This is a genomic window from Prevotella sp. P4-51 (genome assembly GCF_002251455.1).
In the GTDB taxonomy this organism is placed as follows: Bacteria; Bacteroidota; Bacteroidia; order Bacteroidales; family Bacteroidaceae; genus Prevotella.
This window is the reverse complement of the sequence record NZ_NPJM01000011.1, coordinates 47,670-73,267: the sequence shown is the minus strand read 5'-3', so window position 1 is coordinate 73,267 and position 25,598 is coordinate 47,670. Positions and strand designations below refer to the sequence as shown.

Annotated in this window: 22 protein-coding genes; 5 read left to right on the top strand and 17 right to left on the bottom strand. The window is 54.1% G+C overall.

Annotated features, from left to right (window positions below):
• Positions 1-213: 213 nt before the first annotated feature.
• From lgt to CIK94_RS01255, 4 genes are all read right to left on the bottom strand, one after another.
• Positions 214-1,095 carry a prolipoprotein diacylglyceryl transferase gene (lgt, locus tag CIK94_RS01270; RefSeq protein WP_022311235.1) on the bottom strand — a complete coding sequence of 294 codons (882 nt, stop codon included), beginning with the start codon at positions 1,093-1,095 and terminating at the stop codon, positions 214-216.
• 11 nt (positions 1,096-1,106) lie between these two features.
• A complete protein-coding gene (gene ychF / locus CIK94_RS01265; protein ID WP_022311234.1) occupies positions 1,107-2,213 on the bottom strand; it encodes a redox-regulated ATPase YchF in 1,107 nt (368 codons plus the stop codon).
• Positions 2,214-2,598: 385 nt separating this feature from the next.
• Positions 2,599-3,696 carry a hypothetical protein gene (locus CIK94_RS01260; protein WP_094420850.1) on the bottom strand — a complete coding sequence of 366 codons (1,098 nt, stop codon included), beginning with the start codon at positions 3,694-3,696 and terminating at the stop codon, positions 2,599-2,601.
• Positions 3,697-3,781: 85 nt separating this feature from the next.
• On the bottom strand, positions 3,782-4,513 hold the full coding sequence (locus tag CIK94_RS01255) for a hypothetical protein (RefSeq protein ID WP_144008258.1): 732 nt from the start codon (positions 4,511-4,513) through the stop codon (positions 3,782-3,784).
• 148 nt (positions 4,514-4,661) lie between these two features.
• Between CIK94_RS01255 and CIK94_RS14265 the strand changes: the two genes are divergently transcribed.
• The gene (locus CIK94_RS14265; RefSeq protein ID WP_158214793.1) at positions 4,662-4,817 is read left to right on the top strand and encodes a hypothetical protein; all 156 of its coding nucleotides are present in this window, start codon (positions 4,662-4,664) and stop codon (positions 4,815-4,817) included.
• Positions 4,818-4,965: 148 nt separating this feature from the next.
• Here the strand turns inward: CIK94_RS14265 and CIK94_RS01250 are convergent, their stop codons facing one another.
• Both CIK94_RS01250 and polA read right to left on the bottom strand, forming a co-directional pair.
• A complete protein-coding gene (locus CIK94_RS01250) occupies positions 4,966-6,204 on the bottom strand; it encodes a sel1 repeat family protein (protein ID WP_144008257.1) in 1,239 nt (412 codons plus the stop codon).
• Positions 6,205-6,259: 55 nt separating this feature from the next.
• The gene (polA, locus tag CIK94_RS01245) at positions 6,260-9,022 is read right to left on the bottom strand and encodes a DNA polymerase I (RefSeq protein WP_094420844.1); all 2,763 of its coding nucleotides are present in this window, start codon (positions 9,020-9,022) and stop codon (positions 6,260-6,262) included.
• A gap of 91 nt (positions 9,023-9,113) precedes the next feature.
• Here polA and CIK94_RS01240 point away from each other — a divergent pair, with 91 nt between their 5' ends.
• The gene (locus tag CIK94_RS01240; RefSeq protein ID WP_022311229.1) at positions 9,114-10,091 is read left to right on the top strand and encodes a polyprenyl synthetase family protein; all 978 of its coding nucleotides are present in this window, start codon (positions 9,114-9,116) and stop codon (positions 10,089-10,091) included.
• Between the two features lie 345 nt (positions 10,092-10,436).
• On the opposite strand, the gene deoC is transcribed toward CIK94_RS01240, so the two are convergent.
• The 8 genes from deoC to mnmG all read right to left on the bottom strand — a co-directional run bounded on the left by deoC (position 10,437) and on the right by mnmG (position 17,643).
• Positions 10,437-11,333: a deoxyribose-phosphate aldolase gene (deoC, locus tag CIK94_RS01235; protein WP_094420842.1), complete on the bottom strand. Its 897-nt coding sequence runs from the start codon at positions 11,331-11,333 to the stop codon at positions 10,437-10,439.
• A gap of 31 nt (positions 11,334-11,364) precedes the next feature.
• Entirely contained in the window at positions 11,365-11,685 is a 321-nt protein-coding gene (locus CIK94_RS01230; RefSeq protein ID WP_022311227.1) for a nucleotide pyrophosphohydrolase, read from the bottom strand.
• A gap of 2 nt (positions 11,686-11,687) precedes the next feature.
• Positions 11,688-11,930: a hypothetical protein gene (locus CIK94_RS01225; protein WP_094420840.1), complete on the bottom strand. Its 243-nt coding sequence runs from the start codon at positions 11,928-11,930 to the stop codon at positions 11,688-11,690.
• A 30-nt stretch (positions 11,931-11,960) separates the two neighbouring features.
• Positions 11,961-12,254, bottom strand: a complete 294-nt coding sequence (locus CIK94_RS01220) for a hypothetical protein (protein ID WP_094420838.1) — start codon at positions 12,252-12,254, stop codon at positions 11,961-11,963.
• Between the two features lie 9 nt (positions 12,255-12,263).
• Positions 12,264-12,716, bottom strand: a complete 453-nt coding sequence (dtd, locus tag CIK94_RS01215) for a D-aminoacyl-tRNA deacylase (protein WP_094387583.1) — start codon at positions 12,714-12,716, stop codon at positions 12,264-12,266.
• 466 nt (positions 12,717-13,182) lie between these two features.
• Positions 13,183-15,018 carry an excinuclease ABC subunit UvrC gene (gene uvrC, locus CIK94_RS01210; RefSeq protein WP_094420836.1) on the bottom strand — a complete coding sequence of 612 codons (1,836 nt, stop codon included), beginning with the start codon at positions 15,016-15,018 and terminating at the stop codon, positions 13,183-13,185.
• Positions 15,019-15,197: 179 nt separating this feature from the next.
• Positions 15,198-15,728 carry an adenine phosphoribosyltransferase gene (locus tag CIK94_RS01205; protein WP_094389232.1) on the bottom strand — a complete coding sequence of 177 codons (531 nt, stop codon included), beginning with the start codon at positions 15,726-15,728 and terminating at the stop codon, positions 15,198-15,200.
• Positions 15,729-15,771: 43 nt separating this feature from the next.
• Entirely contained in the window at positions 15,772-17,643 is a 1,872-nt protein-coding gene (mnmG, locus tag CIK94_RS01200) for a tRNA uridine-5-carboxymethylaminomethyl(34) synthesis enzyme MnmG (RefSeq protein WP_094389231.1), read from the bottom strand.
• A gap of 221 nt (positions 17,644-17,864) precedes the next feature.
• Here mnmG and CIK94_RS01195 point away from each other — a divergent pair, with 221 nt between their 5' ends.
• From CIK94_RS01195 to CIK94_RS01185, 3 genes are read left to right on the top strand one after another with little or no spacing between them, the layout of a single operon-like run.
• A complete protein-coding gene (locus CIK94_RS01195; protein ID WP_094420834.1) occupies positions 17,865-18,542 on the top strand; it encodes a succinate dehydrogenase/fumarate reductase cytochrome b subunit in 678 nt (225 codons plus the stop codon).
• Positions 18,543-18,591: 49 nt separating this feature from the next.
• Positions 18,592-20,574, top strand: coding sequence for a fumarate reductase/succinate dehydrogenase flavoprotein subunit (locus CIK94_RS01190; protein WP_094420832.1), 1,983 nt, complete (start codon positions 18,592-18,594; stop codon positions 20,572-20,574).
• Between the two features lie 5 nt (positions 20,575-20,579).
• Positions 20,580-21,338: a succinate dehydrogenase/fumarate reductase iron-sulfur subunit gene (locus CIK94_RS01185; protein ID WP_094420830.1), complete on the top strand. Its 759-nt coding sequence runs from the start codon at positions 20,580-20,582 to the stop codon at positions 21,336-21,338.
• Between the two features lie 241 nt (positions 21,339-21,579).
• Here CIK94_RS01185 and CIK94_RS01180 read toward each other — a convergent pair whose 3' ends face one another.
• The 3 genes from CIK94_RS01180 to CIK94_RS01170 all read right to left on the bottom strand — a co-directional run bounded on the left by CIK94_RS01180 (position 21,580) and on the right by CIK94_RS01170 (position 25,503).
• A complete protein-coding gene (locus CIK94_RS01180; RefSeq protein ID WP_094420828.1) occupies positions 21,580-22,359 on the bottom strand; it encodes a TerB family tellurite resistance protein in 780 nt (259 codons plus the stop codon).
• 263 nt (positions 22,360-22,622) lie between these two features.
• Positions 22,623-25,004, bottom strand: coding sequence for a hypothetical protein (locus tag CIK94_RS01175; RefSeq protein WP_094420826.1), 2,382 nt, complete (start codon positions 25,002-25,004; stop codon positions 22,623-22,625).
• A 316-nt stretch (positions 25,005-25,320) separates the two neighbouring features.
• On the bottom strand, positions 25,321-25,503 hold the full coding sequence (locus CIK94_RS01170; RefSeq protein ID WP_094420824.1) for a hypothetical protein: 183 nt from the start codon (positions 25,501-25,503) through the stop codon (positions 25,321-25,323).
• Positions 25,504-25,598: the final 95 nt, after the last annotated feature.

The window sequence follows — 25,598 nt, the reverse complement described above, 5'->3', positions numbered from 1 at the left end:
GAAGGCCATAAGCTCGCTTAATGGCTGAGGTGTAGCCTATCTTATGCAAAGGTACATCTTTTTTGAATACCGACAGCCTTTTTTCCGTTTTTTCTGACATGGTGAGAGTCATTAGCTTCCATCACGTTAAAAATGAAAATCGCCGCGGCTATCCTGTTAACAAGATAACCGCGGCGACGGGGTACTGATATCAGTGGGCTGATGGCTGCCGGCTTACTGCTGTGCCTTGCGCAGAGCGCGGCGCATGCACACGATGCCTATGATGATAAATGGCACAGAGAGCAGCTGGCCCATATTGAACAGCATGTCGTGCTCGAAAGCCTCCTGCACATCCTTGGTATACTCTATCACAAAGCGGAAGCAGAAGATGAGCGTCAGACAGAGTCCGAAGAAGAAGCCCGTGCCTGCCCACTCTTTGTGCTTCTTGTAGAAATGCCATCCCACAAAGAAGAAGAGGAAGTAGGCGATGGCCTCATAGAGCTGTCCGGGGTGGCGGGGCATCTGGTCTACGCGCTCGAAGATGAACGCCCAGGGCACATCGGTAACCTTGCCGACTATCTCTGAGTTCATCAGGTTGCCCAGGCGTATGAAGCAGGCGGTGATGGGGGTGGCTATGGCTATGTCGTCGAGCACCTGCCACAGGTTCATGTGGGTGCGACGGTAGTAGCACCACAGCGCCAGCATCAGTCCCAGCGTGCCTCCGTGGGAGGCCAGTCCCTCGTAGCCCGTGAAGATGACGGTGCCGCCGGTGAGGCTGTAGAGCATGCCGCCATGGGCGAGGGGAGCGCCATCGACAAACTTGATGGGCAGCAACATCTCTATCACGTGCTGCCAAGAGGAAAGGAAATAGTGGGGTTCGTAGAAGATACAGTGACCAAGACGAGCTCCCATGATGATACCCACAAAGCAATAGAGGAAGAGTGGGTCAAAATACTCGTCCTTGACGCGCTGGTCGTGGTAGAGCCATCTCACGAGGAAGTAGGCGAGGGCCAGTCCGGTAAGCCAGCACAGTCCGTACCAGCGCACATCAAACGGCCCGAGATGCAGCGCTGTCGTATCGGGGTTCCAGAGGATAAAGTTGAGCAGACTTGTCATAGCTTGATGCGTTATACGTTGAACCGGAAGTGCATGATGTCGCCGTCCTGGACCACATACTCCTTGCCCTCGATGCCCAGCTTGCCGGCTTCGCGTACGGCAGCCTCGGAGCCATACTGGATGTAGTCGTCGTACTTGATGACCTCGGCACGGATGAATCCCTTTTCAAAGTCGGTGTGTATCACGCCGGCACACTGGGGTGCCTTCCAACCCTTGTGATAGGTCCATGCCTTGACCTCCATCTCTCCGGCGGTGATGAATGTCTCGAGGTTGAGCAGACTGTAGGCCTTCTTGATGAGACGGTTTACGCCGCTCTCCTCCAGTCCCAGCTCGTCGAGAAACATCTTCTTGTCGTCATAGGTCTCGAGCGACGCGATGTCTTCCTCGGTCTTGGCGGCTATCACCATGGCCTCGGCGCCCTCTGAAGCGGCTATCTCTTCTATCTGGCGTGAGTACTGGTTGCCCTCCTTGGCGCTGGCCTCGTCTACGTTGCACACATAGAGCACGGGCTTGGTGGTAAGCAGGAACAGGTCGTGGGCGGCCTGCTGCTCCTCCTTGCTCTCAAAGGTCACCGAGCGGGCGTTGCGGCCCTGCTCCAGCGCCTCCTTGTAGGCTTCGAGCACGGTCACCAGCACCTTGGCGTCCTTGTTGTTGCCTATGGCTGCTATCTTCTGGTTCTTGGCGAGCTGGGCCTCGATGGTGTCGAGGTCTTTGAGCTGCAGCTCGGTGTCGATAATCTCCTTGTCCTGCACGGGATTGACGGGAGCACCGCCCTCGCGCACCACATTGTCGTCGTCGAAACAGCGGATGACATGGATGATGGCGTCGCACTCACGGATGTTGCCCAAAAACTTGTTGCCCAGTCCCTCGCCCTTGGAGGCACCCTTCACCAGACCGGCTATATCTACAATCTCGCAGGTGGCGGGCACAATGCGGCCGGGGTGTACTATCTCTGCCAGACGGGTGAGTCGGTCGTCGGGGACGGTGATGACACCTAAGTTAGGTTCTATCGTACAGAAAGGGAAGTTGGCTGCCTGTGCCTTGGCACTGGACAGGCAATTGAACAGCGTAGATTTTCCCACATTAGGAAGACCTACGATACCACATTTTAATGACATATCTTATTATAAACGTTTATTTCCAGAGTACAAAGGTAGTGCAAACCGAAGACAATGCAAAGAAAAAACGCATGTTTTTTCATTTGGCATTGTTGAGGTGCAGCCTATCTTATCCAAAGGTAATGCAAACCGAAGAGATTACAAAATAAATTTATTTATTTTTAATCTTGAGGTGCCGCCTACCTTCACGGCGCAGCCGTAGTGGTAGTGCAAACCGCAGACAATGCAAAGAAAAAACGCATGTTTTTTCGTTTCGCATTGTTGAGGTGCAGCCTATGCTCTACAAGTGTAAGCTGAAATATGGGTAGGTTTGCTATGCGAGGCCAATGGGGTGACTTCTGCTACCCCATCAGTAATCCCACAGCGCGCGGCGGTCTTCAGCGTATCAGTCATATACATATACCCACTTTCCATTGCGCAGCACCCATCTTCCATTTTTCGTGTGCTGGTATTTGCCGATGATGGTCGACAGGAGGAAAGCTATCAGCGGCGAGGCGAGGGCCATGGCCATCATAATCCACAGCGAAACCTGGACCACCGTGGCCAATGCCACTACAAAGGTGTGGATGGCGACCAGCGTGACGAGGGTCATGACGACACCATAGAGGCGTAGGCGCAAACCATTGATAAGCACGGGGATGCCATAGCATACCAATAGGGCGGGCCAGATGCTTCCCGTGAAGTGGGCAGACACCAACATGGCGGGCCACTGCAGTATATAGCCTATCACGAGGGGCCATATCAGCAGCGGGGCTTTGATAAAAGTAGTCACACACAAGAGATACATGAGCGCCAAGGCCATAAACAGCGCCACGGGGATGATGCCGACGATGGCATTTTCTATGCCTACATAGTCGGGGTTGCACCACCACAGCGCATCCCAGTCTATCATCAGCGCCATATAGATGACTATGCCCACGGCGGCGAAGAAGGGCAGCGCCGAAAGCACCAGAAAGCGGGTGCGGAGGGTCATCCATACCGCCAGTAACATGAGCAGCAATGCCATGAAGGGCAGCCAACGGCTGTAGAGCATCCGCGTGGAGGCCGAGTGGACGTCCAAGTGGGGCATAGCCAGCCAGGAGGTGAGCTGTAGGCGCGGGCGGAAGTTGTCGGAAGCAAATCTGTCGGTCGCCGAGGGTGGGTTTTCGTCAGCGAACTTCAGCCAACGGGCTTCCACAAGGTATCTCCTGCCGTCGTAATGGATGATGCCTTTAATCTGTCTTACATCTACAGAGTCGCCCACATCTCCAAAATGGGAGGCGGTGCGGCCATCGGGTCCGGTAACTGTGCGCCCTACGACATCGACGAGGGTGCCGTTGGCGATGTAAAGCACTGTGCGTGAGCCGTCGTACTCGGTGGGCTTTTCGACTGGGGTGGCTTTGATTTCGGGGCCGACGAGGCAGTCGACCTCATACTTCTGCGCCATGACGAGGGTAGTCAGACTCAGGAAGAAGAGCAGTGACAGAATTCTGAAGGCTTTCATATCTACTGGGTTTAGGATTGGGAGAGTGAGGGTGTGGGTCAGGCTGTGGGGCTCTATGCGGGAGAGGATGCAGGGGTGGCGTACTCTATCCGCGTCTTACGATGATAGGAATGTAGAAATAGGCCCGGTTGTTGGTAAACTGGGTGTAGCCTATCTGTTGGGCAATGCGGTAGTAGGGGTCGTGGTCCAGCAGATTGCCGGGGTCATCATCGTACTCTACGCGGGTGATGACGGGGCGGCTGTTGCTCACCTGGCAGTAGAGGCGCAGCTGGTGCAGCTGGTCGTCGCCATAGATGGCTCGGCTGGCGATGCTTATCTCGTAGCATTCAGTATAATTCTTCTTTCCCACGTTGGCGTCGAAGTCGTCTATAAGCAGACTTATTGTGGTTCCAACCTTCCAGTTGATGTAGCCCTGCAGGTTGGCGTCGCCCTTATTGCCGTTGCCTTGGGTCGGGTTGTAGTGGCTCATGTCCTGGACCAGGTTCAGCGCGGGGTGGCTTACCCTGAAATTGGAGTAGGGCAGGGTGGGGTTGCCCTTGTCTATGAAGTCGGCAGTCTTGCCGTCGCTCTTCCGTCTGCACAGGATGCTGATGCGGTCGTCGCAGAAGTAGTCCTGTGCGGTCTTATAGCCCTTGCTGTAGTCGGCAAACGCATTGGCATCAAGCAGATTGTTGCCCTCGGGGGTGACGAAGTCGAGATAAATGCGGTGGGTGAAGATGTTGGCAGATGAGTCATTGTCATCCTTGTCGCACGAGGCGCACATGGCAAGCGTGGCGATACTTGCCACCAAGACCAAGATATTCTTCCTGAGTTTCATTTTGATGCGGGTATTAATGATGTACTGTTTGCAAATGTAGCGCATATTCATTAATCTTCCAAGGAAAAACGCAATTATTGTTGTAGCTTGGTCTATAAAAGCATTCAGCCAAGCCTATGGTCGCGCAAGAAGTGGCGCGTCTCAGCCTATGTATCCTCGGCTGCATTTCCAGCCCTCAGAGGCTGCCGTACTGCTGGTTACGACCAGGCAGAATGTTACCAATATGCGCAGCCGAATGATGCCGAAGGTCTTCGGCGAAGAGGGCAGTGCCGCCGACTTCGGTTTGCGTATCGCGGAGATATAATAGGAGGCAGCGGATGGCCAAAAGGCTTCAGCAAGGGAACGGGCAGTCTCTTGCTGAAGCCTTTTAGCTTTGTGTAGGGAGGAAGGGTGGAGTGGGGGCGACTCGCTCTGGCGCTCTGACCGTGGCAGCGAGTCGCTCAAGCAACCTTTCAGGCCTCGCTATCGCAGGGATAATCGTCGTCATCGGCTACGTGTCTCAGCCATTCATCGTATTTGGGCAGCCAGATTTCCTCAATCTTAGCCTTGTGGTGGTCGAGGAAGCCCTGTCTGTAACCTCTGATTACTGTCTGGAGCAGGTCGTCGCAGCCAAGCATAAGCCCCTTGTAGGCATACTCGTAGGCGAAGCTCTCGTCGCAGCCAGCGGGCGCGGTGGAGTCGTCCAGTATCATGCGGGTAAGGGCTGCATAACCGTGCGGACTGCGCAGACGGGCGGCGCGGCCATACCAGAGCCAAGCCTGCTGATAGTCTTGGGCGAAGCCATAGAGCCCTTTCTCGTAGTAGAAGCCGAGGTAATAGGGGCATACACTGTCGCCGAGGCACCATCCTGCCTGGAGGTCGTCGCTGAGACAGGCGCTGAGTTCGCGCTGGGCGTCGGGGTCGAGGGCATCGTAGGTGGCGTCGTCGGTGAGCATGGTGTACATGAGGTAGCAGTCGCGAGCATCGACAGCCCTGCCTTTCTGCATGATTTCGGCGAAGCCATCGCGGTCGACGACGATGCCGTCGCGGTCGCAGCAGTCGGTGACAGCCCACCAGAAGAAGGCTGCGCTGCCACCATGTTCGGTGGCCAGTTCATAGTTGGTCACGGCGTTGCCGATGCGGCCCAATTCCCTGTCGGCATCGCCCATGAGCATATAGTATTCGGGGTCATGAAAGTCCTGCTGATGGACATGGTTTTCGGCGAGTTCATAGCCTTTTAGCGCATCGCGTGGGCTGCCGTTGGTGCCATAGATGATGTCGCGGATGTGCTGCTGCATGGCTTTCTCGCTGTGGTTGTCCAATGCCTTCTGCATCAGGTCATTGTAGGCATCGTAGTCGCACTCTCCCAGGTCGCCGTCCTTGTGCATGTAGGCGAGTTGGGCATAGGCGTCGCCGATACCGTGGCTGGCAGCGAGCTTGTAGAAATCGTGCTTGATGCTGTCGGAGTCGTTGTCGTATTGGAGCACATCGTGCAGCCTGGCATAGGCGTACATCATGTATGGATTGCCCTGCCAGGCCATCATCTCGATTTTCTTCACATCATCGAAGAGCAGCGGCACGTTGTTGTTCTGGCGGAGCAGCAGCAGGAAGAGCATCTGCGCTTCGCTGTCGTAGGCCACGGTTTCTGCGGTGGTCCAGAATGCTTCCTGCACCCTGAACTCCCTGAAAAGTTGTCTGGTTAGGGCTGTCATACACATTAATATTCAAGTTGTTTGGCGTATCTCTGTCGCCGTGGCGGCGGTGGCGTCAATGGGCTTCGAGCCAGTTGGCGCCCCAGCCTGCATCGGCGGTAAGCGGGATGCTGAGTCGGCAGGCGTTTTCCATCTCCTCGATGACGATACGCTCTACCTGCTCGCGCTCCTCGGGATAGACGCTGAAGTTGAGTTCATCGTGTACCTGCAGTATCATCCTCGAGCGCAGTCCTTCGGTGGCGAACCGCTTGAATATGTGTATCATTGCCACCTTGATGATGTCGGCCTCCGAGCCCTGGATGGGCGCGTTGATGGCGTTGCGTTCGGCGAAGCCTCTCACGGTGGCGTTGCGCGATGCTATATCGGGCAGATAGCGTCGGCGGTGGTAGATGGTTTCGGCGTACCCCTTCTCGCGGCAGGTGGCGATGGCCTCGTCCATGTATGCCTTGACGCGTGGGAAGGTGGCGAAATAGTCGTCGATGAGCTGGCGCGCCTCTGAGTTGCTGATATTCATACGCTGCGCCAGTCCGTAGGTGCTGATGCCATAGATGATGCCGAAGTTGGCTTGCTTGGCTTTCTTGCGCTGCTCGGGCGTGACCTCTTCGACCGGCACGTGCCATATCTTGGCGGCTGTGGCGGCATGGATGTCGGTGCCGCTGCGGAAGGCGTCGAGCATGTGTTCGTCCTGCGAGAGATGGGCCATGATGCGGAGCTCTATCTGCGAGTAGTCGGCAGAGAAGAAGAGGCATCCCGGCTCGGGCACGAAGCTCTTGCGTATCTCCTTGCCGTCGTCGTCGCGGATGGGGATATTCTGCAGGTTGGGGTCAGACGAACTGAGGCGCCCCGTGGCGGTGATGGCCTGGTTGAAGCAGGTGTGGATGTGGCCTGTGCGGGGGTTGATGAGTCGGGGAAGCGCCTCGATATAGGTGCCGAGCAACTTCTTCAACCCTCTGTAACTCAGTATGTCGTCGACGATGGGCGCGCGGCTGCGCAACTGGGTCAGCACCTCTTCCGAGGTGACATACTGGCCTGTCTTGGTCTTCTTTGGCTTGTCTACAATCTTCATCTTGCCAAAGAGAATATCTCCCACCTGCTTGGGACTGGATATATTGAATGTCTCGCCGGCCTCGGCATATATCTTCTGTTCGTATTCGGCGAGTCGGCGGTTGAATTTCTTGCCTGTCTCTGCCAGTGCGGCGGTGTCCAAGCATACTCCGGTGAGCTCCATCTCGGCCAGTACGGGCACCAGTGGCATCTCGATGTCGTAGAAGAGGCGTTCGCCGTCGACCTCCTTGAGCTTCTGCTCGAGCACGTTCTTCAGTCTGAGCGTCACGTCGGCATCTTCGGCAGCATACTCATATACTTCCTGGGGCTGGAGGTCACGCATAGACCGCTGACCTTTACCTCGGGGTCCGATGAGCTGGTCGATGTGTATCGTCTGGTAGCCCAGCAGCGTCTCGGCCATGTAGTCCATGTTGTGGTGAAGCTCGGGCTGCACGATGTAGTGGGCGAGCATGGTGTCGAACATTGGTCCGCGCACCTCTATCCCATAACGACGCAACACCTCGTAGTCGTACTTGATGTTCTGTCCTACCTTCATGATGTGCTCGTCTTCGTAGAGCGGACGGAAAATGTCGACCATGCGCTGCGCCGCTTCCCTCTCTGCGGGCACGGCGACATAGATGGCCTTGAATTCTTCGACCGCGAAGCTCAGACCGACCAATTCGGCGTCGATGGCGTTGGTCGATGTCGTTTCTGTATCAAAACTCAAGATTTCTTTTGTCAAGAAATAATCACGTATTTTTCGTGCTTCTTCTTCTGATTCAATAAGTTTGTAATCGTGGGGGGTCTCTTTGAGGCCCAAAATACTCGCATTTTTTGGCTCGCCTTGGCTCTCGGCCGCAAATTCGCCAAACAAATCGAGCTGCAAATCGTCGTTTTTCGGCGTATTTTTAACTTTTTTAATAATTTTGTCGGTCAGGGCTCTGAACTCGAGTTCCTGGAAGATTTTCTCGAGTCGCTCCTCGTCGGGCGAGGTCATCTTCATTTTTTCCAAATCGAGCGCTATGGGCACGTCGGTCCTTATGGTCGCCAGGAACAGGCTCATGCGTATGTCGTCGACGGCACCTTCAACTTTCTCTCTCAACTTGCCTTTGATCTCGTCGGTATGTGCGAGCATGTTGTCGATACTCCCAAATTGTGTGATGAGTTTCGCGGCAGTCTTCTCGCCCACTCCCGGACATCCCGGGAAGTTGTCGGCCGAGTCGCCCATAAGCGCCAGCAGGTCGATGACCTGTGCGGTGGTCGCTATACCATACTTCTGCGTCACCTCGCTTTCGCCCAGCGTGTCGTAACCGCCACCATGACGGGGTCGGTAGATATAGACATTGCCCCCCACGAGCTGTCCGTAGTCCTTGTCGGGGGTGAGCATGTAGGTCTCGATGCCCTCGCGTCCGGCAGCGGTGGCAAGGGTGCCTATCACATCGTCGGCCTCGAAGCCGTCGGCCTGGAGCACGGGTATATGGTAAGCCTCGAGGATGTCCTTGATGATGGGCACGCTCGCCCGGATGTCCTCGGGCGTCTCCTCGCGCTGTGCCTTGTAGGCGGGGAAAGCCTCGTGACGGAAGGTCTTGCCGTGGTCGAAAGCCACAGCCATGTATGTGGGCTGCTCCTTGGTTATCACCTCGTTGAGGGTATTGACGAACCCCATTATAGCCGATGTATTGAGTCCCTTGGAGTTGATGCGTGGGTTTTTGAGGAATGCGTAGTACGACCTATATATAAGTGCATAGGCGTCCAATAGAAAGAGTCTGTCCATAGTTCTAATTGCTTTAGGTGTGTAAAATTACGAAAATAAATTAGATAATGACAGAAAATATCTGTAATTTTGCAACAAAATACTCATAGTCATGGATTATCAAACAGTTATCAAGGCGCCGATATCTGCAGAATTGGCCGATTTCATCGAGATGTTCAACCGCTCGCTCGACCACGAGGATGGCATGCTGGCGCAAGCCCTGAACCATATCCGCCAGCGCGGCGGCAAGCGTATGCGACCCATTCTCATCCTGCTGATAGCCAAAAGTTTCGGAGCCGTAACCGAGGTAACCCAGCATGCAGCCATAGGACTGGAGTTGCTGCACACAGCGTCGCTGGTGCACGACGATGTGGTCGATGAAAGCGCCGAAAGACGCGGCCAGGCTTCTGTCAACGCCATCTATGACAACAAGGTGAGTGTGCTTGTGGGCGACTACATTCTCTCTACCGCTCTGCTCCATGTCTCTTACACTCATCGTGAGCGCATTATCCGTTATCTGGCGCAGTTGGGGCGTACACTCTCAGACGGTGAAATCCTGCAGCTTTCCAACATATCCAACCGTGACATCTCGGAGGACGTCTACTATAATATAATAAAAGGTAAGACCGCTGCACTCTTCGAGGCGTGTGCCTCCATTGGTGCGCTGGCGTCGGGAGCCACCGACGAGGAGATTGAGGCTGCTGCCCGCTTCGGCCAGAACCTTGGTATCGTCTTCCAGATACGCGACGACATCTTCGACTATTACGACAGTGCCGACATAGGCAAACCCACCGGCAACGACATGGCTGAAGGCAAGCTCACGCTGCCCGCCATCTACGCTGTGAACCACGATGCGCCCGCCGAAATCAGAGAGCTGGCTTACAAGGTGAAAGACCGCAGCATCAGCACCGATGAAATCGGCAAACTTGTCGCCTATACCAAGGCCAACGGCGGTATAGAATATGCCGAGCGCCGCATGTGGGAGTTTCACGATGAAGCCTGCCACTTCATCGATACGTATATCCATCAGGACGATATACGCCAGGCACTTAGAGCTTATCTCGACTACGTCATCAAGCGCAACAAATAATCCCCAATTCATCGCGATTTTCCCCTCGTCAGTGCATCATTTAGCCATCAACGTGTAATATGATGCACTGATTGTTTTCGGCCGTATTGCGAGGCGTGAAACCGAGGATGCGGGGCGTGATAAAAGTAATGCAAACCATGAAAACAGCGTTTCACACCATGCACTCAGCGTTTCGCACCATGAAATTATCGCCAACGTGACCTCCGCCGAGTTGTCGGGATGGTCGAAATGACTCTGGATGAACGGGGAACGCGCGCGGAGGTGGATGCAAAAAGGGCGATGCAGACTGCGCGGTCTGCATCGCCCTTAGGCGTTATGCCATCCCTTGTGGGGAAGGCTGTGGGGTTAGAAGTATTTTACCTCTTTGCCCTCGATTGTGCTGATAAGCAGGTTGGTAAGACGGCTGGTGCCCAAGCGGAACCACTTGTTGGTGAGCCACTTCTCGCCCAGCACCTCCTTGACGATGGTGTAGTAGGTCACAGCGTCCATCACGGTATTGATACCGCCTGCGGGCTTCAAGCCAATCTGGATGCCGGTCTCGTCGTAGTACTCCTTGATGGCCTGGCACATCACGTAGACAGCCTCGGGAGTGGCCGAAACCTTCTCCTTGCCGGTAGATGTCTTGATATAGTCGGCTCCGGCATACATGGCGATGATAGAGGCACGTTTCACGTCGGCCATCGATGGCAGGTCGCCTGTCTCGAGGATTACCTTGAGTGGCACTTCGCCGCAAATATCCTTGATTTCGCTGATTTCATCGGCCACAGTCTCATAGTCGCCCGACAGATACTTGCCCACCGACTGCACGATGTCAATCTCGGTGGCGCCATCCTTGACTGCGAGCGCAGTCTCGGCAATCTTGACCTCGATGAAGGTCTGAGAAGAGGGGAACGAGGCACATACGTTGGTTATCTCTACACCGTCTACCTCCAGGCTCTCGCTCACCAGTTTGGCGAAGCAGGGATAGGTGCATACGGCAGCCACGTGGGGCAGTTCCTTGTAGTCCTTGGAAAAGTTGTTAACACGCTCTACCATAGCCAGAATCTCTTCTTCGGTGTCGGTGGTACGGAGCGAGGTCAGCTCGATGCTGCCCAGAAGGAAGCGGTGAACCTCGTCGGTATTGTTCTCAGCTGCTTTTTCTACGATTTTCTTTACTTCTTCGGCAACTTCAGCATCGGTGATGTTGAGGTTGTACTTGTTCAGCGCCTGCTGATACTTGTCAACGTTCTTAATGTCTGTCATATTGTTTGGGTTATTAATGATTGTCCTAAAGTTACAGTTTGCTGTTGTTGATATGGCGCGTGGCGTCGCGGCGGGTCTTCTTTTCAAAGCTCTTTTCGAGCTCGGCGGTGAGGTCTATGCCCGTCTGGTTGGCGAGGCAGATGAGCACCCACAGCACATCGGCCATCTCTTCGCCCAGGTTGGGCTTTTCGCCCGCCTTGAAGCTCTGGTCACCATAGGTGCGCGCCATGACGCGTGCCAGTTCGCCCACCTCTTCGGTGAGGCAAGCCATATTGGTGAGCTCAGAGAAGTAGCGCACTCCATACTGCCTTATCCATTCGTCTACTCGTTGTTGTGCTTCTTGTATAGTCATAATCAGTGGGTTAGGAGGTATGCTGCGATTATGCCCAAGAGCGTCAGGGCCATGATGAGGTAGACCACGGCGCTTCGGCGCTTGTCCTTCCAGTTGCGCAGGGCGGTGATGGTGTAGTAGATGGTACACATGATGCCGCCTATGATGAGCCACGTGGCGCTCTTCATCAAGATTCCGCCCACCACGATGGCGAGCATGCCCAGGATGTTGATGAGCCAGATGGCCGTTTCCTTGATTTCGTTCATATCTATCACTTAGTTGAAGGCTGCTGTGGTTCAGGCTATTACGCCGTCTATCATAGCCCGCATGGCGAGCATCACGGTCAAGAAGGCGAAGATGAGGGTAATCACCGCATAGTAGGCGAGCATGCCCTTGTGCCACACGCCCGTTGCGATGCCGGTGCGGAGAATCTGGATGAGCGTCTGGAGCAATATGCCGAACATGATGGCGGCGCCCACCCACGCCACGGCTGCTGCCGAGAGGTGGAGCAGGCGCTCCAGAGTCTTGCTGAGCAGTATGATGGCAAGCGCCACAATTTTTGCGATAGTCTTGATATTCATGTTGTTCATTGCTATAGTTTACTCTTTGTTCTTGGTGTCCATACAGATGGTCACAGGGCCGTCGTTGACCAGTTCTACCTTCATGTCGGCGCCAAACTCGCCCGTGCCTACCTGCTTGCCGAGCGCCTCGCTCATTCGGGTGCAGAAGTAGTTGTACAGGGGCACCGATACGTCGTGCGTAGCGGCTCGGAACCATGCCGGGCGGTTGCCCTTCTTGTAACTCGCGAAGAGCGTGAACTGTGATACCACGAGTATCTCGCCCTGTACCGACAGGATATCACGGTTCATGACTCCCTGTTCGTCCTCAAAGACGCGCAGACCTATAACCTTGTGTACCAGCCAGTCGGCATCCTCGTGCGTGTCGGCGCCTTCTATGCCTACAAGGATAAGGTAGCCTTTGCCGATGGATGATTTGACCTCGCTGTCTATGGTGACCGATGCGCGCGAAACGCGCTGTATGACAATTCTCATAGTGACTATCGTTGTGCTATAATCTGCAAATATACTAAATTTGCCATAATTTAACCCATCATTTGTTTTATTTTTACTCGCGAGGGTCGAAATATCGTCTGCAACAGCCATTCAGAGCCCTCTGAGAGCCTCTGTAGCGGCGTTTTGGTCTGCCGTGGGTGTAGAGATACCCTCCAGCCTCGCAGAGGGGCTCTCCAGCCTCGCAGAGGTACCCTCCAGCTTTGCAGAGGTACCCTCCATGATTGTAGATGCAAACTGCATGCTTTCAGATCTAAACTGCATGGTTGGCGATGTAATCGCTATGATTGCTGTGAAGGTCGGAAAGGTGGTCGTGGTGGGCTGTTGTTATATGTAATACAGTACCGCTGATGCTGTCACTGACGGCGGGACATAAAAAGACTATCAGCGCAGCGGCGGAGGCTACTGCGCTGATAGTCAATGGGTTAACGAGTGGAGTGGGAGAGAGCTACTCGCTTGCGGGGTGGAAATGGTCGTAAATCACCTTGGCCTTGGCGTTACCCACTGAGGCGGAGAGGGTTGGGAGCGAAGCCTCGCGGATGGCCTTGACCGTCTTGAACTGTTTCAGGAGCGCCTCGCGCGTCTTGGGGCCTATGCCTCGGATGTCGTCGAGCTGAGAGTGGAGCGCGTGCTTGGACCGCTTGTCGCGGTGGAAGGTGATGGCGTAGCGGTGAACCTCGTCCTGGATGCGCGTGAGGGCATGGAAAAGCTCGCTCTTGACATCGAGCGCCACCGTGCAAATGGGGTCGCCGAAGAGCAGTTCATTGGTGCGGTGGCGGTCGTCCTTGGCGAGTCCAGCCACGGCAATATTGAGTCCCATCTCGCCATTGACGACAGCCGATACGACATCCATCTGGCCCTTGCCGCCATCGGTGATAATCAGGTCGGGCAACGGCTGATGCTCGTCGGTCATGCGCTGATAGCGGCGGCGCACTACCTCCTGCATAGACGCATAATCGTCGGGTCCGACGACGGTCTTGATGTTGTATTTGCGGTATTCCTTCTTGGCGGGGCGCATGCCCTTGAACACCACGCAACCCGCCACGGCGTCGGAGCCAGAGATATTGGAGTTGTCGAAACACTCGATGTGGTAGGGGAGCTTGGGCAGCTTCAGTTTGGCCTGCAGCTCCTTCATCAGGCGCGTCTGCTTCTGCTCAGGGTTGAGCTTTTCGGCCTGTTTGAGCCTGTCAAACTTGTACTGCCGGCTGTTCATTTCAGACAACTCCAGCAGATGGCGCTTGTCGCCCCGTTGCGGCACCGTGAAGGTGACGTTGCTGAGCTGCCACGACAGTTCGAACGGCACTATTACTTCGCGCGCTGTGCTCTGGAAGCGGTCGCGAATCTCGGGAATGGCGTCAATGAGCAGTTCTTCGCATGTTTCATTGAGCTTACGCTTATATTCAAAGGTGAAACTCTGGTTGATGGTGCCGTTTTTCACGTGAATATAGTTGATATATGCATTCCGCGACGCCTCGTCGTCAATAATGCTGAATACATCGACGTCGGTAATGGTGTGGCTCACCACCTCGCTGCGGCTCACGAAGCCCTGGAGCAGCATATAGCGCTGCTTGACCTGCTCGGCCTCCTCGAACTTGAGCGCTGCAGACAGCTGCTGCATCTGCTGATACAGCAACTCGCTCAACTCGCGCGTATTGCCCTTGAGGATTTCGCGTGCCTGGCGGATACATTCCATATAATCCTCGTAGCTCTGACGACCACAACACGGCGCACCACAATTATGAATGTGGTATTCGAGGCAAGGCTTGTACTTACCGGCAGCGATGCCTTCGGCGGAAATAGGGAAATGGCACTTGCGCGGCTTGTAAATTTTGCCGATTAGGTCGAGAATGTTGTACATGCTACTGATGTGGCTGTAGGGGCCAAAGTATTGTCCGCCCTTGCGGTTGATGGTACGCGTCTTGAAAATTCGAGGCAGATACTCCTTGGTGATACAGATGCTGGGGTAGGTCTTTCCGTCTTTGAGCAGCACATTATAGCGCGGGTTGTAACGCTTGATCAGGCTGTTTTCGAGCAGCAGCGCGTCTTCTTCGGTGTTGACCACCGTGTAGGTGATGTCGCAGATTTTGGACACCAGCACCTTGGTCTTGAACCTATCGACCTCGGTATGGAAGTAAGACGAAACACGGCTCTTCAGCCTCTTGGCTTTTCCCACGTAAATGATGGTGTGGTCCTTGTCATAGAACTGATAACTGCCCGGTTTCTCCGGCATATTGAGGACAATGTTTTTGAGTCTTGCCAATAGTTCCTCTTTCTCTTTCTTCATGCTTAAACCTATTGGAAACAAATGAAATAGCCGCTTAAAGTTTCACGTGAAACTTTAAGCGGCCTTTAATCTTTACCGTCATTGTTTCATGCCCGCCAGCGATGGTTCCGACAGTTGTCAGGATGGTGGAGTGGGGCACGGGAATGACGCAAAGCCTAAAGGCCGCTCTTGCTAAAATATTAAACCTGTATGAGAGATGTCACTTCGATATCGTCGTCGAAAGCATCTCGGCCATTGAGGCCCTCATTGACAAGTTCGATGATGAAGTTGCAGTACACCTTTTTGGGGTTGAACTTCTTGACCAGGTCACAGGCAGCCTTCATGGTTCCGCCGGTAGCGAGCAGGTCGTCGTGGAGCAACACCACATCGTTCTCGTTGATGGCGTCCTTGTGGATTTCGATGGTGTCGATGCCATACTCCTTGGCGTAGCTCTCCTGTACGGTCTCGCAGGGCAGCTTGCCAGGCTTGCGGCAGAGAACGATGCCTGCGTTGAGCTGGAGTGCCACTGCCGACGACATCACAAAGCCTCGGCTCTCGATACCCACAATCTTGGTAATGCCCTTGTCCTTGTAGAGGTCTACCATCTCATTGGTAATAATCCTAAGACATTCGGCGCTCTTGAAGAGCGTGGTTACATCTCTGAAATTTACGCCCTTGATTGGCCAGTCGGGAATGCAGCGTAAATTCTTCATTAATACTTCGTTGTTCATTGCAATTATAATATTTATAGATTTATCCTTGTTTCACGTGAAACTACCTTCCCATAAGTACCAGCAGCACATTGATGTCGCTGGGTGACACTCCAGGGATGCGGCTTGCCTGTGCCAGGGTCTCGGGGTTAATCTTCTCGAGCTTCTGGCGACCCTCGGTCGAGATTTCGTGGAGCTCGCTGTACTTGAAGCGACCCCTAATCTTGATATTCTCCAGTCTGTGCATCTTGTCGGCAATGATGCGTTCGCGCTCGATGTAACCCTTATACTTGATTTTGATTTCTGCCGCCTCGCTGGTTTCCTCCTTGCGGTTGGGCAGACCCTCTATCAGTGCGCGGAGCTGGGGCACGGCGTCGGCCATCTGCTGGATGCTCACCTGGGGACGGCTGACGAGGTCGGCGACCTTGCATCCCATGCGGAGTGGGGTAGTGCCGATGCTCTCGAGCCACGGGTTGATGTCGGCGGGCTTGACGCTGGTGCTGGCGCAGAAGTCGATGATGCGCTCTATGCCCTCGCGCTTCTGCAACCACCAGTCGTAGCGCTCGCGCGATGCCACTCCGAGGTGATAGGCACGCTCAGTGAGTCGGGCGTCGGCATCATCCTGTCGCAGAAGTATACGGTATTCTGCGCGCGAGGTAAACATGCGGTAAGGCTCGTCGACCCCCTTGGTGGTGAGGTCGTCGATGAGCACACCTATATAACTCTCGTCGCGCGCCATGACAAACGGCTGGCCTCCGCCACACTTGATGGCAGCGTTGATGCCCGCCACGAGACCCTGTCCTGCAGCCTCTTCGTAGCCCGTGGTGCCATTGACCTGTCCGGCGAGGAAGAGCCCGCTGACGACCTTGGACTCCAGCGAGTGGTCGAGCTGGGTGGGGTCGAAGTAGTCGTACTCGATGGCGTAGCCCGGGCGATAGAAGCGCGCGTCGCGCAGTGCGGGGATGGCGTGGAGTGCCTGCAGCTGTATGTCGATAGGCATGCTCGACGAGAAGCCATTGAGATACATCTCATTGGTATTCTCCCCTTCGGGCTCGAGAAACAGCGGGTGCTGCTCCTTGCCGGGAAAGGTGACGAGCTTGGTCTCTATCGACGGGCAGTAGCGCGGTCCGGTGCTCTGTATCTGCCCGTTGAAGAGCGGCGAGTCTGCCAGTCCGCTGCGGAGTATGTCGTGAGATTGCTTGTTGGTATAACAGGTCCAACAAGGCAGTTGCTGCAGTGTGCGGAGAGGAGCCATATAACTGAACTGATGAAATCCCTGTTCGCCGGGTTGCTCCTCTGTGTCTTCGAAGTGTACACTTCGTCGGTCGATGCGTACGGGCGTGCCCGTCTTCATACGCCCTACGCGTATGCCGTGGCTGGCTATGCTCTCGCTGAAGTTCAGGACAGCCGGCTCGGCGCATCTGCCACCCGGCACCTTATGCTTGCCGATGTGCATGAGTCCGTTGAGGAATGTGCCTGCCGTCACCACCACCGCGCGGGCATGGAATGTTACTCCCCAGATGGTGGTAACTCCCACAGCCACACCGTCTTTGACGATGAGTGTGTCTGCCTGGTCCTGCCAGATATCCAGATTGTCGGTGTGGTCAAGTATTTCGCGCCATTTCCAGATGAACTTTCCCCTGTCGCATTGCGCCCTTGGCGACCAAACGGCTGGGCCTTTTCCCTGATTGAGCATTCTGAACTGTATGGCAGTGGCGTCGGTGACGATTCCGGTCTGACCGCCGAGAGCATCAATCTCCCTGACTATCTGTCCTTTAGCTATGCCACCGATGGCCGGGTTACAGCTCATCTGTCCAATCTTGTTCATGTCCATAGTAATCAGGCACGTCCGAGCGCCCATCCGGGCAGCTGCGGCAGCGGCTTCGCAGCCTGCGTGTCCGCCTCCGATTACTATCACATCATAATCAAATTTCATTATGTTGTAATATTTTCCGCAAAAGTAAGAAATTAAATCCAATTTTTTGATGGTTTTGCTTTGAATTATAATAAAAATATAGTATTTTTGCATCCGCTGAGCCTCTATCATACCTTATAATAATGTGCGAGCAGTCATTTTAGGGTCTATGGTAGTGGCTCTCGGTAGTATTGTCATGATATAACATTACTAACAATTAAATAATTAAATTACAATCATTTATGTGGTTAATCAATTCATCTATTGGTAGAAAGGTAGTGATGTCTGTAACCGGCATTGCGCTTATCCTTTTTCTGACGTTCCATTGCTGTATGAACGTTGTAGCCCTATTTTCGGGTAAAGCCTACAACATGATTTGTGAGTTGCTTGGTGCCAACTGGTATGCCCTCGTGGCTACTCTTGGTCTGGCTGCTCTCGCAGTGTGTCACATCGTGTATGCGTTTATCCTCACCGCACAGAACCGTCGTGCGCGTGGCGCTTCACGCTACGAGGTAACCGTCAAGCCCGAGAAGGTAGAGTGGGCTTCGCAGAACATGCTCGTGCTGGGTATCATCATCCTGCTGGGTCTGCTGCTCCACCTCTTCAACTTCTGGTACAACATGATGTTTGCCGAGCTTACCGGTATGGCTGTTGGCCATCTGCCCCACGAAGGCTTCGCCTTCATCCAGGACACCTTCAAGAATCCTGTTTATGTAGTGCTGTATCTCGTGTGGCTTGCCGCTCTGTGGTTCCACCTCGCTCACGGTTTCTGGAGTTCTATGCAGACCCTCGGCGTAAGTGGCAAGGTATGGTTCAAGCGTTGGCAGTGCATCAGCGTGGTTTACACCAGTCTGCTCATGCTCGCCTTTGTAGTAGTGGTTCTGGCTTTTGCCTTCAATTGTGCCCCCAGCCTCTGCTGAATCGCCTAAGTAATTAATTCATGTAACAATCGAAAAAGTAATAGTAATTATGGCTAAGACTTTAAATTCAAGAATACCCGAGGGTCCAGTAGCTGAGAAATGGACCAATTACAAGGCTCATCAGCGCCTGGTTAACCCCAAGAACAAACTCAAGCTCGATGTCATCGTCGTAGGTACAGGTCTGGCTGGTGCCAGTGCTGCCGCCTCACTCGGTGAGATGGGATTCAACGTGCTCAACTTCTGCATCCAGGACTCTCCCCGTCGTGCTCACTCTATCGCCGCCCAGGGTGGTATCAATGCCGCCAAGAACTATCAGAACGACGGCGACTCAGTATATCGTCTTTTCTATGACACCGTAAAGGGTGGTGACTATCGTGCCCGCGAGGCCAACGTATACCGTCTGGCTGAGGTGTCTAACAATATCATCGACCAGTGTGTAGCCCAGGGTGTACCTTTCGCCCGCGAGTATGGTGGTATGCTTGCCAACCGCTCTTTTGGTGGTGCCCAGGTATCACGTACCTTCTATGCCAAGGGTCAGACCGGCCAGCAGCTGCTGCTCGGTGCCTACTCTTCTCTGAGCCGCATGGTTCAGGCTGGCAAGGTGAAGCTCTACACCCGCTACGAGATGGAGGATGTGGTAATCGTTGACGGCCACGCCCGTGGTATCATCGCCAAGAACCTGGTGAGCGGCGAGCTCGAGCGCTTCTCTGCCAATGCTGTGGTTATCGCCACCGGTGGTTATGGCAACACCTACTTCCTCTCTACCAATGCTATGGGTTGCAACTGTACCGCTGCCGTTCAGTGCTACCGCAAGGGCGCATACTTTGCCAACCCCTGCTACGTACAGATTCACCCCACCTGTATCCCCGTTCACGGTGACAAGCAGAGCAAGCTGACCCTGATGTCTGAGTCGCTGCGTAACGACGGCCGTATCTGGGTTCCCAAGAAACTTGAGGACGCCAAGCGTCTGCAGGCTGGTGAAATCCAGGGTTCTGATATACCCGAGGAAGACCGCGACTATTACTTGGAGCGTCGCTATCCTGCCTTCGGTAATCTCGTTCCGCGCGACGTGGCCTCACGTGCAGCCAAGGAGCGCTGCGACAAGGGCTATGGCGTTAACAACACCGGTCTGGCCGTATTCCTCGACTTCTCTGAGTCTATCAACCGTCTCGGTATCGACGAGATTCTCCAGCGTTACGGCAACCTCTTCGACATGTATGAGGAGATTACCGACGTCAACCCCGGCAAGCTGGCCCGCGAGATTGACGGCGTGAAGTACTACAACCCCATGATGATCTTCCCCGCCATCCACTACACTATGGGTGGTATCTGGGTAGACTATGAGCTCCAGACCACCGTTCCCGGTCTGTTTGCTATCGGTGAGTGTAACTTCTCTGACCACGGTGCCAACCGTTTGGGCGCTTCTGCCCTTATGCAGGGTCTGGCTGACGGTTACTTCGTACTGCCTTACACCATCCAGAACTACCTGGCTAACCAGGATCTCTGGCCCCGTCTCTCTACCGACCTGCCCGAGTTTGCTGAAGCTGAGAAAGGCGTTCAGGCTGAGATTGACCGCCTGATGAACATCCATGGCAAGCGTTCTGTCGACTCTATCCACAAGGAGCTGGGCCACATTATGTGGGAGCATGTGGGTATGGGCCGCACCAAGGAGGGCCTTGAGAAAGGTCTGCAGCTGCTCAAAGGCATCCGCGACGAGTTCAATACCAACCTCTTCATCCCTGGCACCAAGGAAGGGCTTAACGTCGAGCTCGACAAGGCCATCCATCTGCGCGACTTCATCCTCATGGGCGAGCTTATCGCCTACGATGCCCTGCACCGCGAGGAGAGCTGCGGTGGCCACTTCCGCGAGGAGCACCAGACCGAGGAGGGCGAGGCTAAGCGCGATGACGAGCACTTCTTCTATGTAGGCTGCTGGGAATACCAGGGCGACGACAACAAGGCCCCTGAGCTCATCAAGGAGCCTCTGGAGTACGAGGCAATTAAGGTTCAAACACGTAACTATAAGAATTAATAATCATGGCTAAGAATATATCATTCACACTAAAGTATTGGAAGCAGAACGGACCCAAAGACAAGGGCCATTTCGATACACACGAGATGAAGAACATCCCCGACGATACCTCGTTCCTTGAGATGCTCGACATCCTCAACGAGGAGCTTATCGAGGCTGGTCAGGAGCCTTTCGTTTTCGATCACGACTGCCGCGAGGGTATCTGCGGTATGTGCTCACTCTACATTAACGGTGTGCCCCACGGCAAGACCGAGCGTGGCGCTACCACCTGTCAGCTCTACATGCGCCGCTTCAACGATGGCGATGTCATCACCGTAGAGCCCTGGCGCTCGGCCGGTTTCCCTGTTATCAAGGACTGTATGGTAGACCGTGGTGCCTTTGACAAGATTATCCAGGCTGGCGGCTACACCTCTATACGTACTGGCCAGGCCCAGGATGCCAACGCCATCCTTATCTCTAAGGAGGCTGCCGACGAGGCCATGGACTGCGCTACCTGTATCGGCTGCGGTGCCTGTGTAGCCGCTTGTAAGAACGGTTCAGCCATGCTCTTCGTAAGCTCTAAGGTTAGTCAGCTGGCTCTTCTGCCCCAGGGCCGTCCCGAGGCAGCCAAGCGCGCCAAGGCTATGATTGCCAAGATGGACGAGCTGGGCTTTGGTAACTGTACCAACACCCGTGCTTGCGAGGCTGTATGCCCCAAGAACGAGTCTATCGCCAACATCGCTCGCCTCAACCGCGAGTTTATCTCTGCCAAGTTGGCCGACTAACCGTCGGACATGGTATACAATCAACAGCCCCGCAACGGCATTTGCTTGCTCGTTGCGGGGCTTTTTCGTGTCTGCGGGTGATGTATAGTCCTGTGCCGCGAGAGTCGCTCTGAGCGCAGCAGAATGGCTCTTGGCGCAGTTTTATCTGCCGTCCGTCGCCATCAGGATGCCAGTTGGTGCACGTCGGTATTGCTCTATCGTCGGCTGTTGCTGCCTGCCGCATGGCAGGCGTCGCCAGAGCCTACATGTTTCTTGCCTGATAGATCATCTCCTTGGCGCGGTTTATCTCCTGCAGTTTGCGTGTGGCGGCTTCCTTGACGTCGTCGCCGAGCGTAGCCACACGGTCGGGATGGTTGAGTTTGACCATATTTCTGTATGCAGCCCTCACCTCTTCGTTGGTGGCGCTTGGCGAGATGCCGAGCACGCGGTAGGCGTCGTCAAGCGAGTCGCCGCCGAGCGACAGCATCTGGTTGACCATCTGTTCGGTGACGCCCAGGTTGACGGCCACCTGCTTTACGGCTTCTATCTCTGCCGGATGCACGGTACCGTCGGCCTTGGCGATGACGATGAGGAAGTCTATGAGCTGCAGTCTGTGCTCTACGGGCATAAAACCAGCAATCTCATCACACACTTTGCGTATCTCCTGCTGCCATTCGGCCTCACCTCTGTTTTTGCGGTATTCGAAGAGTTTCAGCAGGATGTTGTTGCCCTCTTCCACACTCGTTTCGCCGAACGTATTGCGCAGGAATTTCCTCACCGTTTCCATCTCCGAGTGCATGATTTTGCCGTCGGCCTGTATTACGTGCGACGCCAGCACCATCAGCGAGAAGAGAAACCTGCTACGGCTGTCTTCCGCGCTCGTGCTTGTCGTCTCTGTGCTGCTTTGTGCTGCCGTCGGCTTGCTGTCGCCACTCCATATACTGTCGATAACCGAACCGATGACAAAACCGGCGATGGCTCCCAGCACACTCTGTGTCTGGGCAAATCCGCTAAAGAGTCCTATCCACTTGATAAATCCCATAGTTGTACTTATTTTGCCTGCAAATATATCGGTTTCTCATGTCATAGCCAAACAAATCACCCGAAATCGTCCTTTCCCCGTGCTGTTGGGCCCCGTGTCGGTGCCCGTTTTCCCCTGTTTTGTCGCCGGTTGCAGTCTCGCCGACGCCCCCAGGCTCCGTATTCATTGCCCCGCCGATGGCGCTTCTCTGGATATAGATAAACCCCAAACGGGCTAATGACCGTTTGGGGTTTATGATACATCGTATGCTTTTTTGAGAGTTTCTATTTCAGAATGTCCAGAAGCCCTTTCACGCCTTTTTTCATCATGCTGGAGCCCTTCTTCTTGTCTTTCTTTTTGCCTCCGTCTACTATCTTCTTGACGGCAGCGGTGCCTTCGTTGGAGCCTTTCATGTAGTCTTTGCCCATCTTTGCGCGTATGGGGTGCAGTGCTTTTGCGTCGACATAGCAGCGTGAGCCGGTGAAAGGTTCTATTGTAGGCAGACTGTTGTACATTCCGTTCTTTACGCGCGACGCCCAGATGCGGTCGCCGTTGCCGAATGTTGATACGAAGGTATAGTGGTTGCGTTCGCCTGCGGCTGAGCAGAAGTCTTCCAATTCGCCGGGAGACACAGCCTGATACCAGCCTGTGCGGTGTGCCATGGTGGCGCGTTCTGCGGTGGTGAGTGCGAACTCAATGGTGCATACTTCGTTGGGTGCGAGTGTCGTTGCTGTCTTGGGGTCAATCACTTCCAGGGCGTTGCAGAACGCCATAGGCTCCTTTGCCCATTCCTTTATCTGTGCGCGGTCGGTGTATTTCGGCAGTCTCGACTCGTATTCGCTGTAAGCCAGTTCGGAGTTCTGTTCCAAGTAGAGCAGTGTGCGGTGTATGTATGCCGCCAGTTCCTGCCGTGTCACGCTGCCGCTCTGTGGCAGTGAGGCGTCGTCGAGTCCGATGGCACTGGCTGATGCGTCCTTTCCAGACATCTCCTTCACGAGCAGTGTCATGATGGAGCGAAGCTGTTTGCGGGTGACGGGTTTGGTGTAGTCGTTGCCGAGCACGGCGTCGTCGATGAGGTTGTCGCACAGTGCGCGGTTTACGCCGTCCTGCGCCCACACGCTCATCTTGGCTTCCGACTTGCGTGGCAGTATGAACATCTGGTCGCTCGGCAGCTCCGTCTCCAGCAGGCATATATCTTCCTCGCTCTTCATACTTTCGAGCGTTGAGACTTTGAAATCTTCGAAAGAGCCTTCCATACCCATCATTTTCTGGTCTCTGGGTGTGAGGTGTCTCATGTGATAGCTGTGTGAGATGCCGCAATAGATGCAGCTCTTCCAGTAGAGGTGCTCACCGGCTGCGTTTACGCCGATGTATGCCTGGTCGTTGGCTATGTTCTCGTTCATGTCGTGCCATTCCAGTACTTCGGCTGCCGGTCTGGCGCTGAAGGTGTGCGCTTTGTTTCGTTCGCACTTGCCGCAAACCTTGCATGAGTAGTACCATTTGAACGGTTGCTTGCATGTGTTGTACTGGCACACGCGGTCGGCAGCCTCTATCTTGGCTGTGAACACATGCTTGGTGCAGGTGAGAAGTTTGGTGGCTGCCACGCCAGCCTTCTGTGCCTCAAACACATCGCCGCGGTATGTGCGTATGGTGTATGTCGGCTCGGTGGCGTCGAGAGCCAGACAGTCGAGCACAGCCTTGCCTGCGTTCTCGGGGATGAACAATGTGCCCTTGGCGGTGTAGAGCTTTGTGCTCTGTTCCATATAATTGCGTCCCCATTTTGACAGCCGCTCGACGGTGGCCTCGTTGAGGTCTTTTACGTATTTCACGGCATCCACCTTGGGGCTAAGCCACACCTCTTTCAGATTGAATGTGGAGGAGAATGGGGCACCGAGTGTATTTGCGAATTCTGAGATGTTGTAGTTTTCCGCCCCGTTGCTTACGTCGATTATCAACTTGGTCATCAGCAGGGTGTTGTGATTTTTGTATGCATGTCCGCTCGACGAGATGTATTTCTCATGCATGAATTCGTAGAGCTGATCGATCTTGTCGACTACGAGCACATCCAGCGGGTGGTAGTGTGGATATACTTCGTCGGCCTCTTTGCGCGATATGTAGGGCAGGGTGGAGCGGTATTCCTTCTTCAGCACGTCGTAGTCGGAGAAATGGTCAACTTTCTCCTGCGGTCCGGCCTTGCCACCAGGTATGGTAAATTTCACCTCCATAATGGGGAAGTAAGGTGCGCTTGTGAGCACGCGTGCCGGTATCCCGTTCACCGTGGCCTTGAAGTTTTCGGTCGACAGAACGTTGGAACCGTCTCTCTTTACCCATTCGGTCTGGTAATCTCCGTCTGGGTCTATCACTATCTCAATTGTGGCTATGTAGGGGTATCCAGCCTTCAGTGTGGGGATGCCCTCCTTGTTCTCGCCGAACTCGCCATCCCATGAGATGTCGCGCATTGTGATGACACCGCTCTTGAACAGGTCGCCGTAGGCGGTGTTCACCGCTTTCAGGGCGAGTTTTTCGGCTTTCTCTAAGTCCATTCCTGGAGTAGGGGCGTCTATCGTTATCTCCACCGATTTTATTTTCTTTTTGGCGGTGTCGGCCCACAGCGTGGCGGGCAGCAGAAGCAGAGCCGCTGCAAATGTCAAAAACAGCTGTTTCATATTGTGATTAATTTGATTGTGTTATGTTGAATTGTTATTTATGGTGTTTGGTTACTGTTAGTTTTTGATGGATACTGGTCGCATATGCAAACTTATCCTTAATTCCGCAACACTATTACAAATTAAACTCTTTAAGTACCTGAGCAACAAAAAGTTCTCAGACAAGCCAAGCGGCAGAGCCGAGCGCCCCAGGATTTTGCCATGTCGAAGAATTCACTTATCTTAGTGTTGCACAAACAAACAAGAGAATCTGACGATAGACATGGCAAAAATACAAATTAAATCTGAGAAACTCATTCTTTTTGGAGGAATGTTTTCAAGTAGGAAACTTTTTTAATCGTTTTTTCAAAACTGATAGACACATTGTGGCTGTCTGCTTGCTGCCGCCACTCCATATACTATCGATAACCGAGCCGATGACAAAACCGGCGATGGCTCCCAGCACACTCTGTGTCTGGGCAAATCCGCTAAAGAGTCCTATCCATTTGATAAATCCCATAGTTGTACTTATTTTGCCTGCAATTATATCGGTTTCTCATGTCCTATCCAAACAAATCACCCGAAATCGTCCTTTCCCCGTGCCTTTAGGCCCCG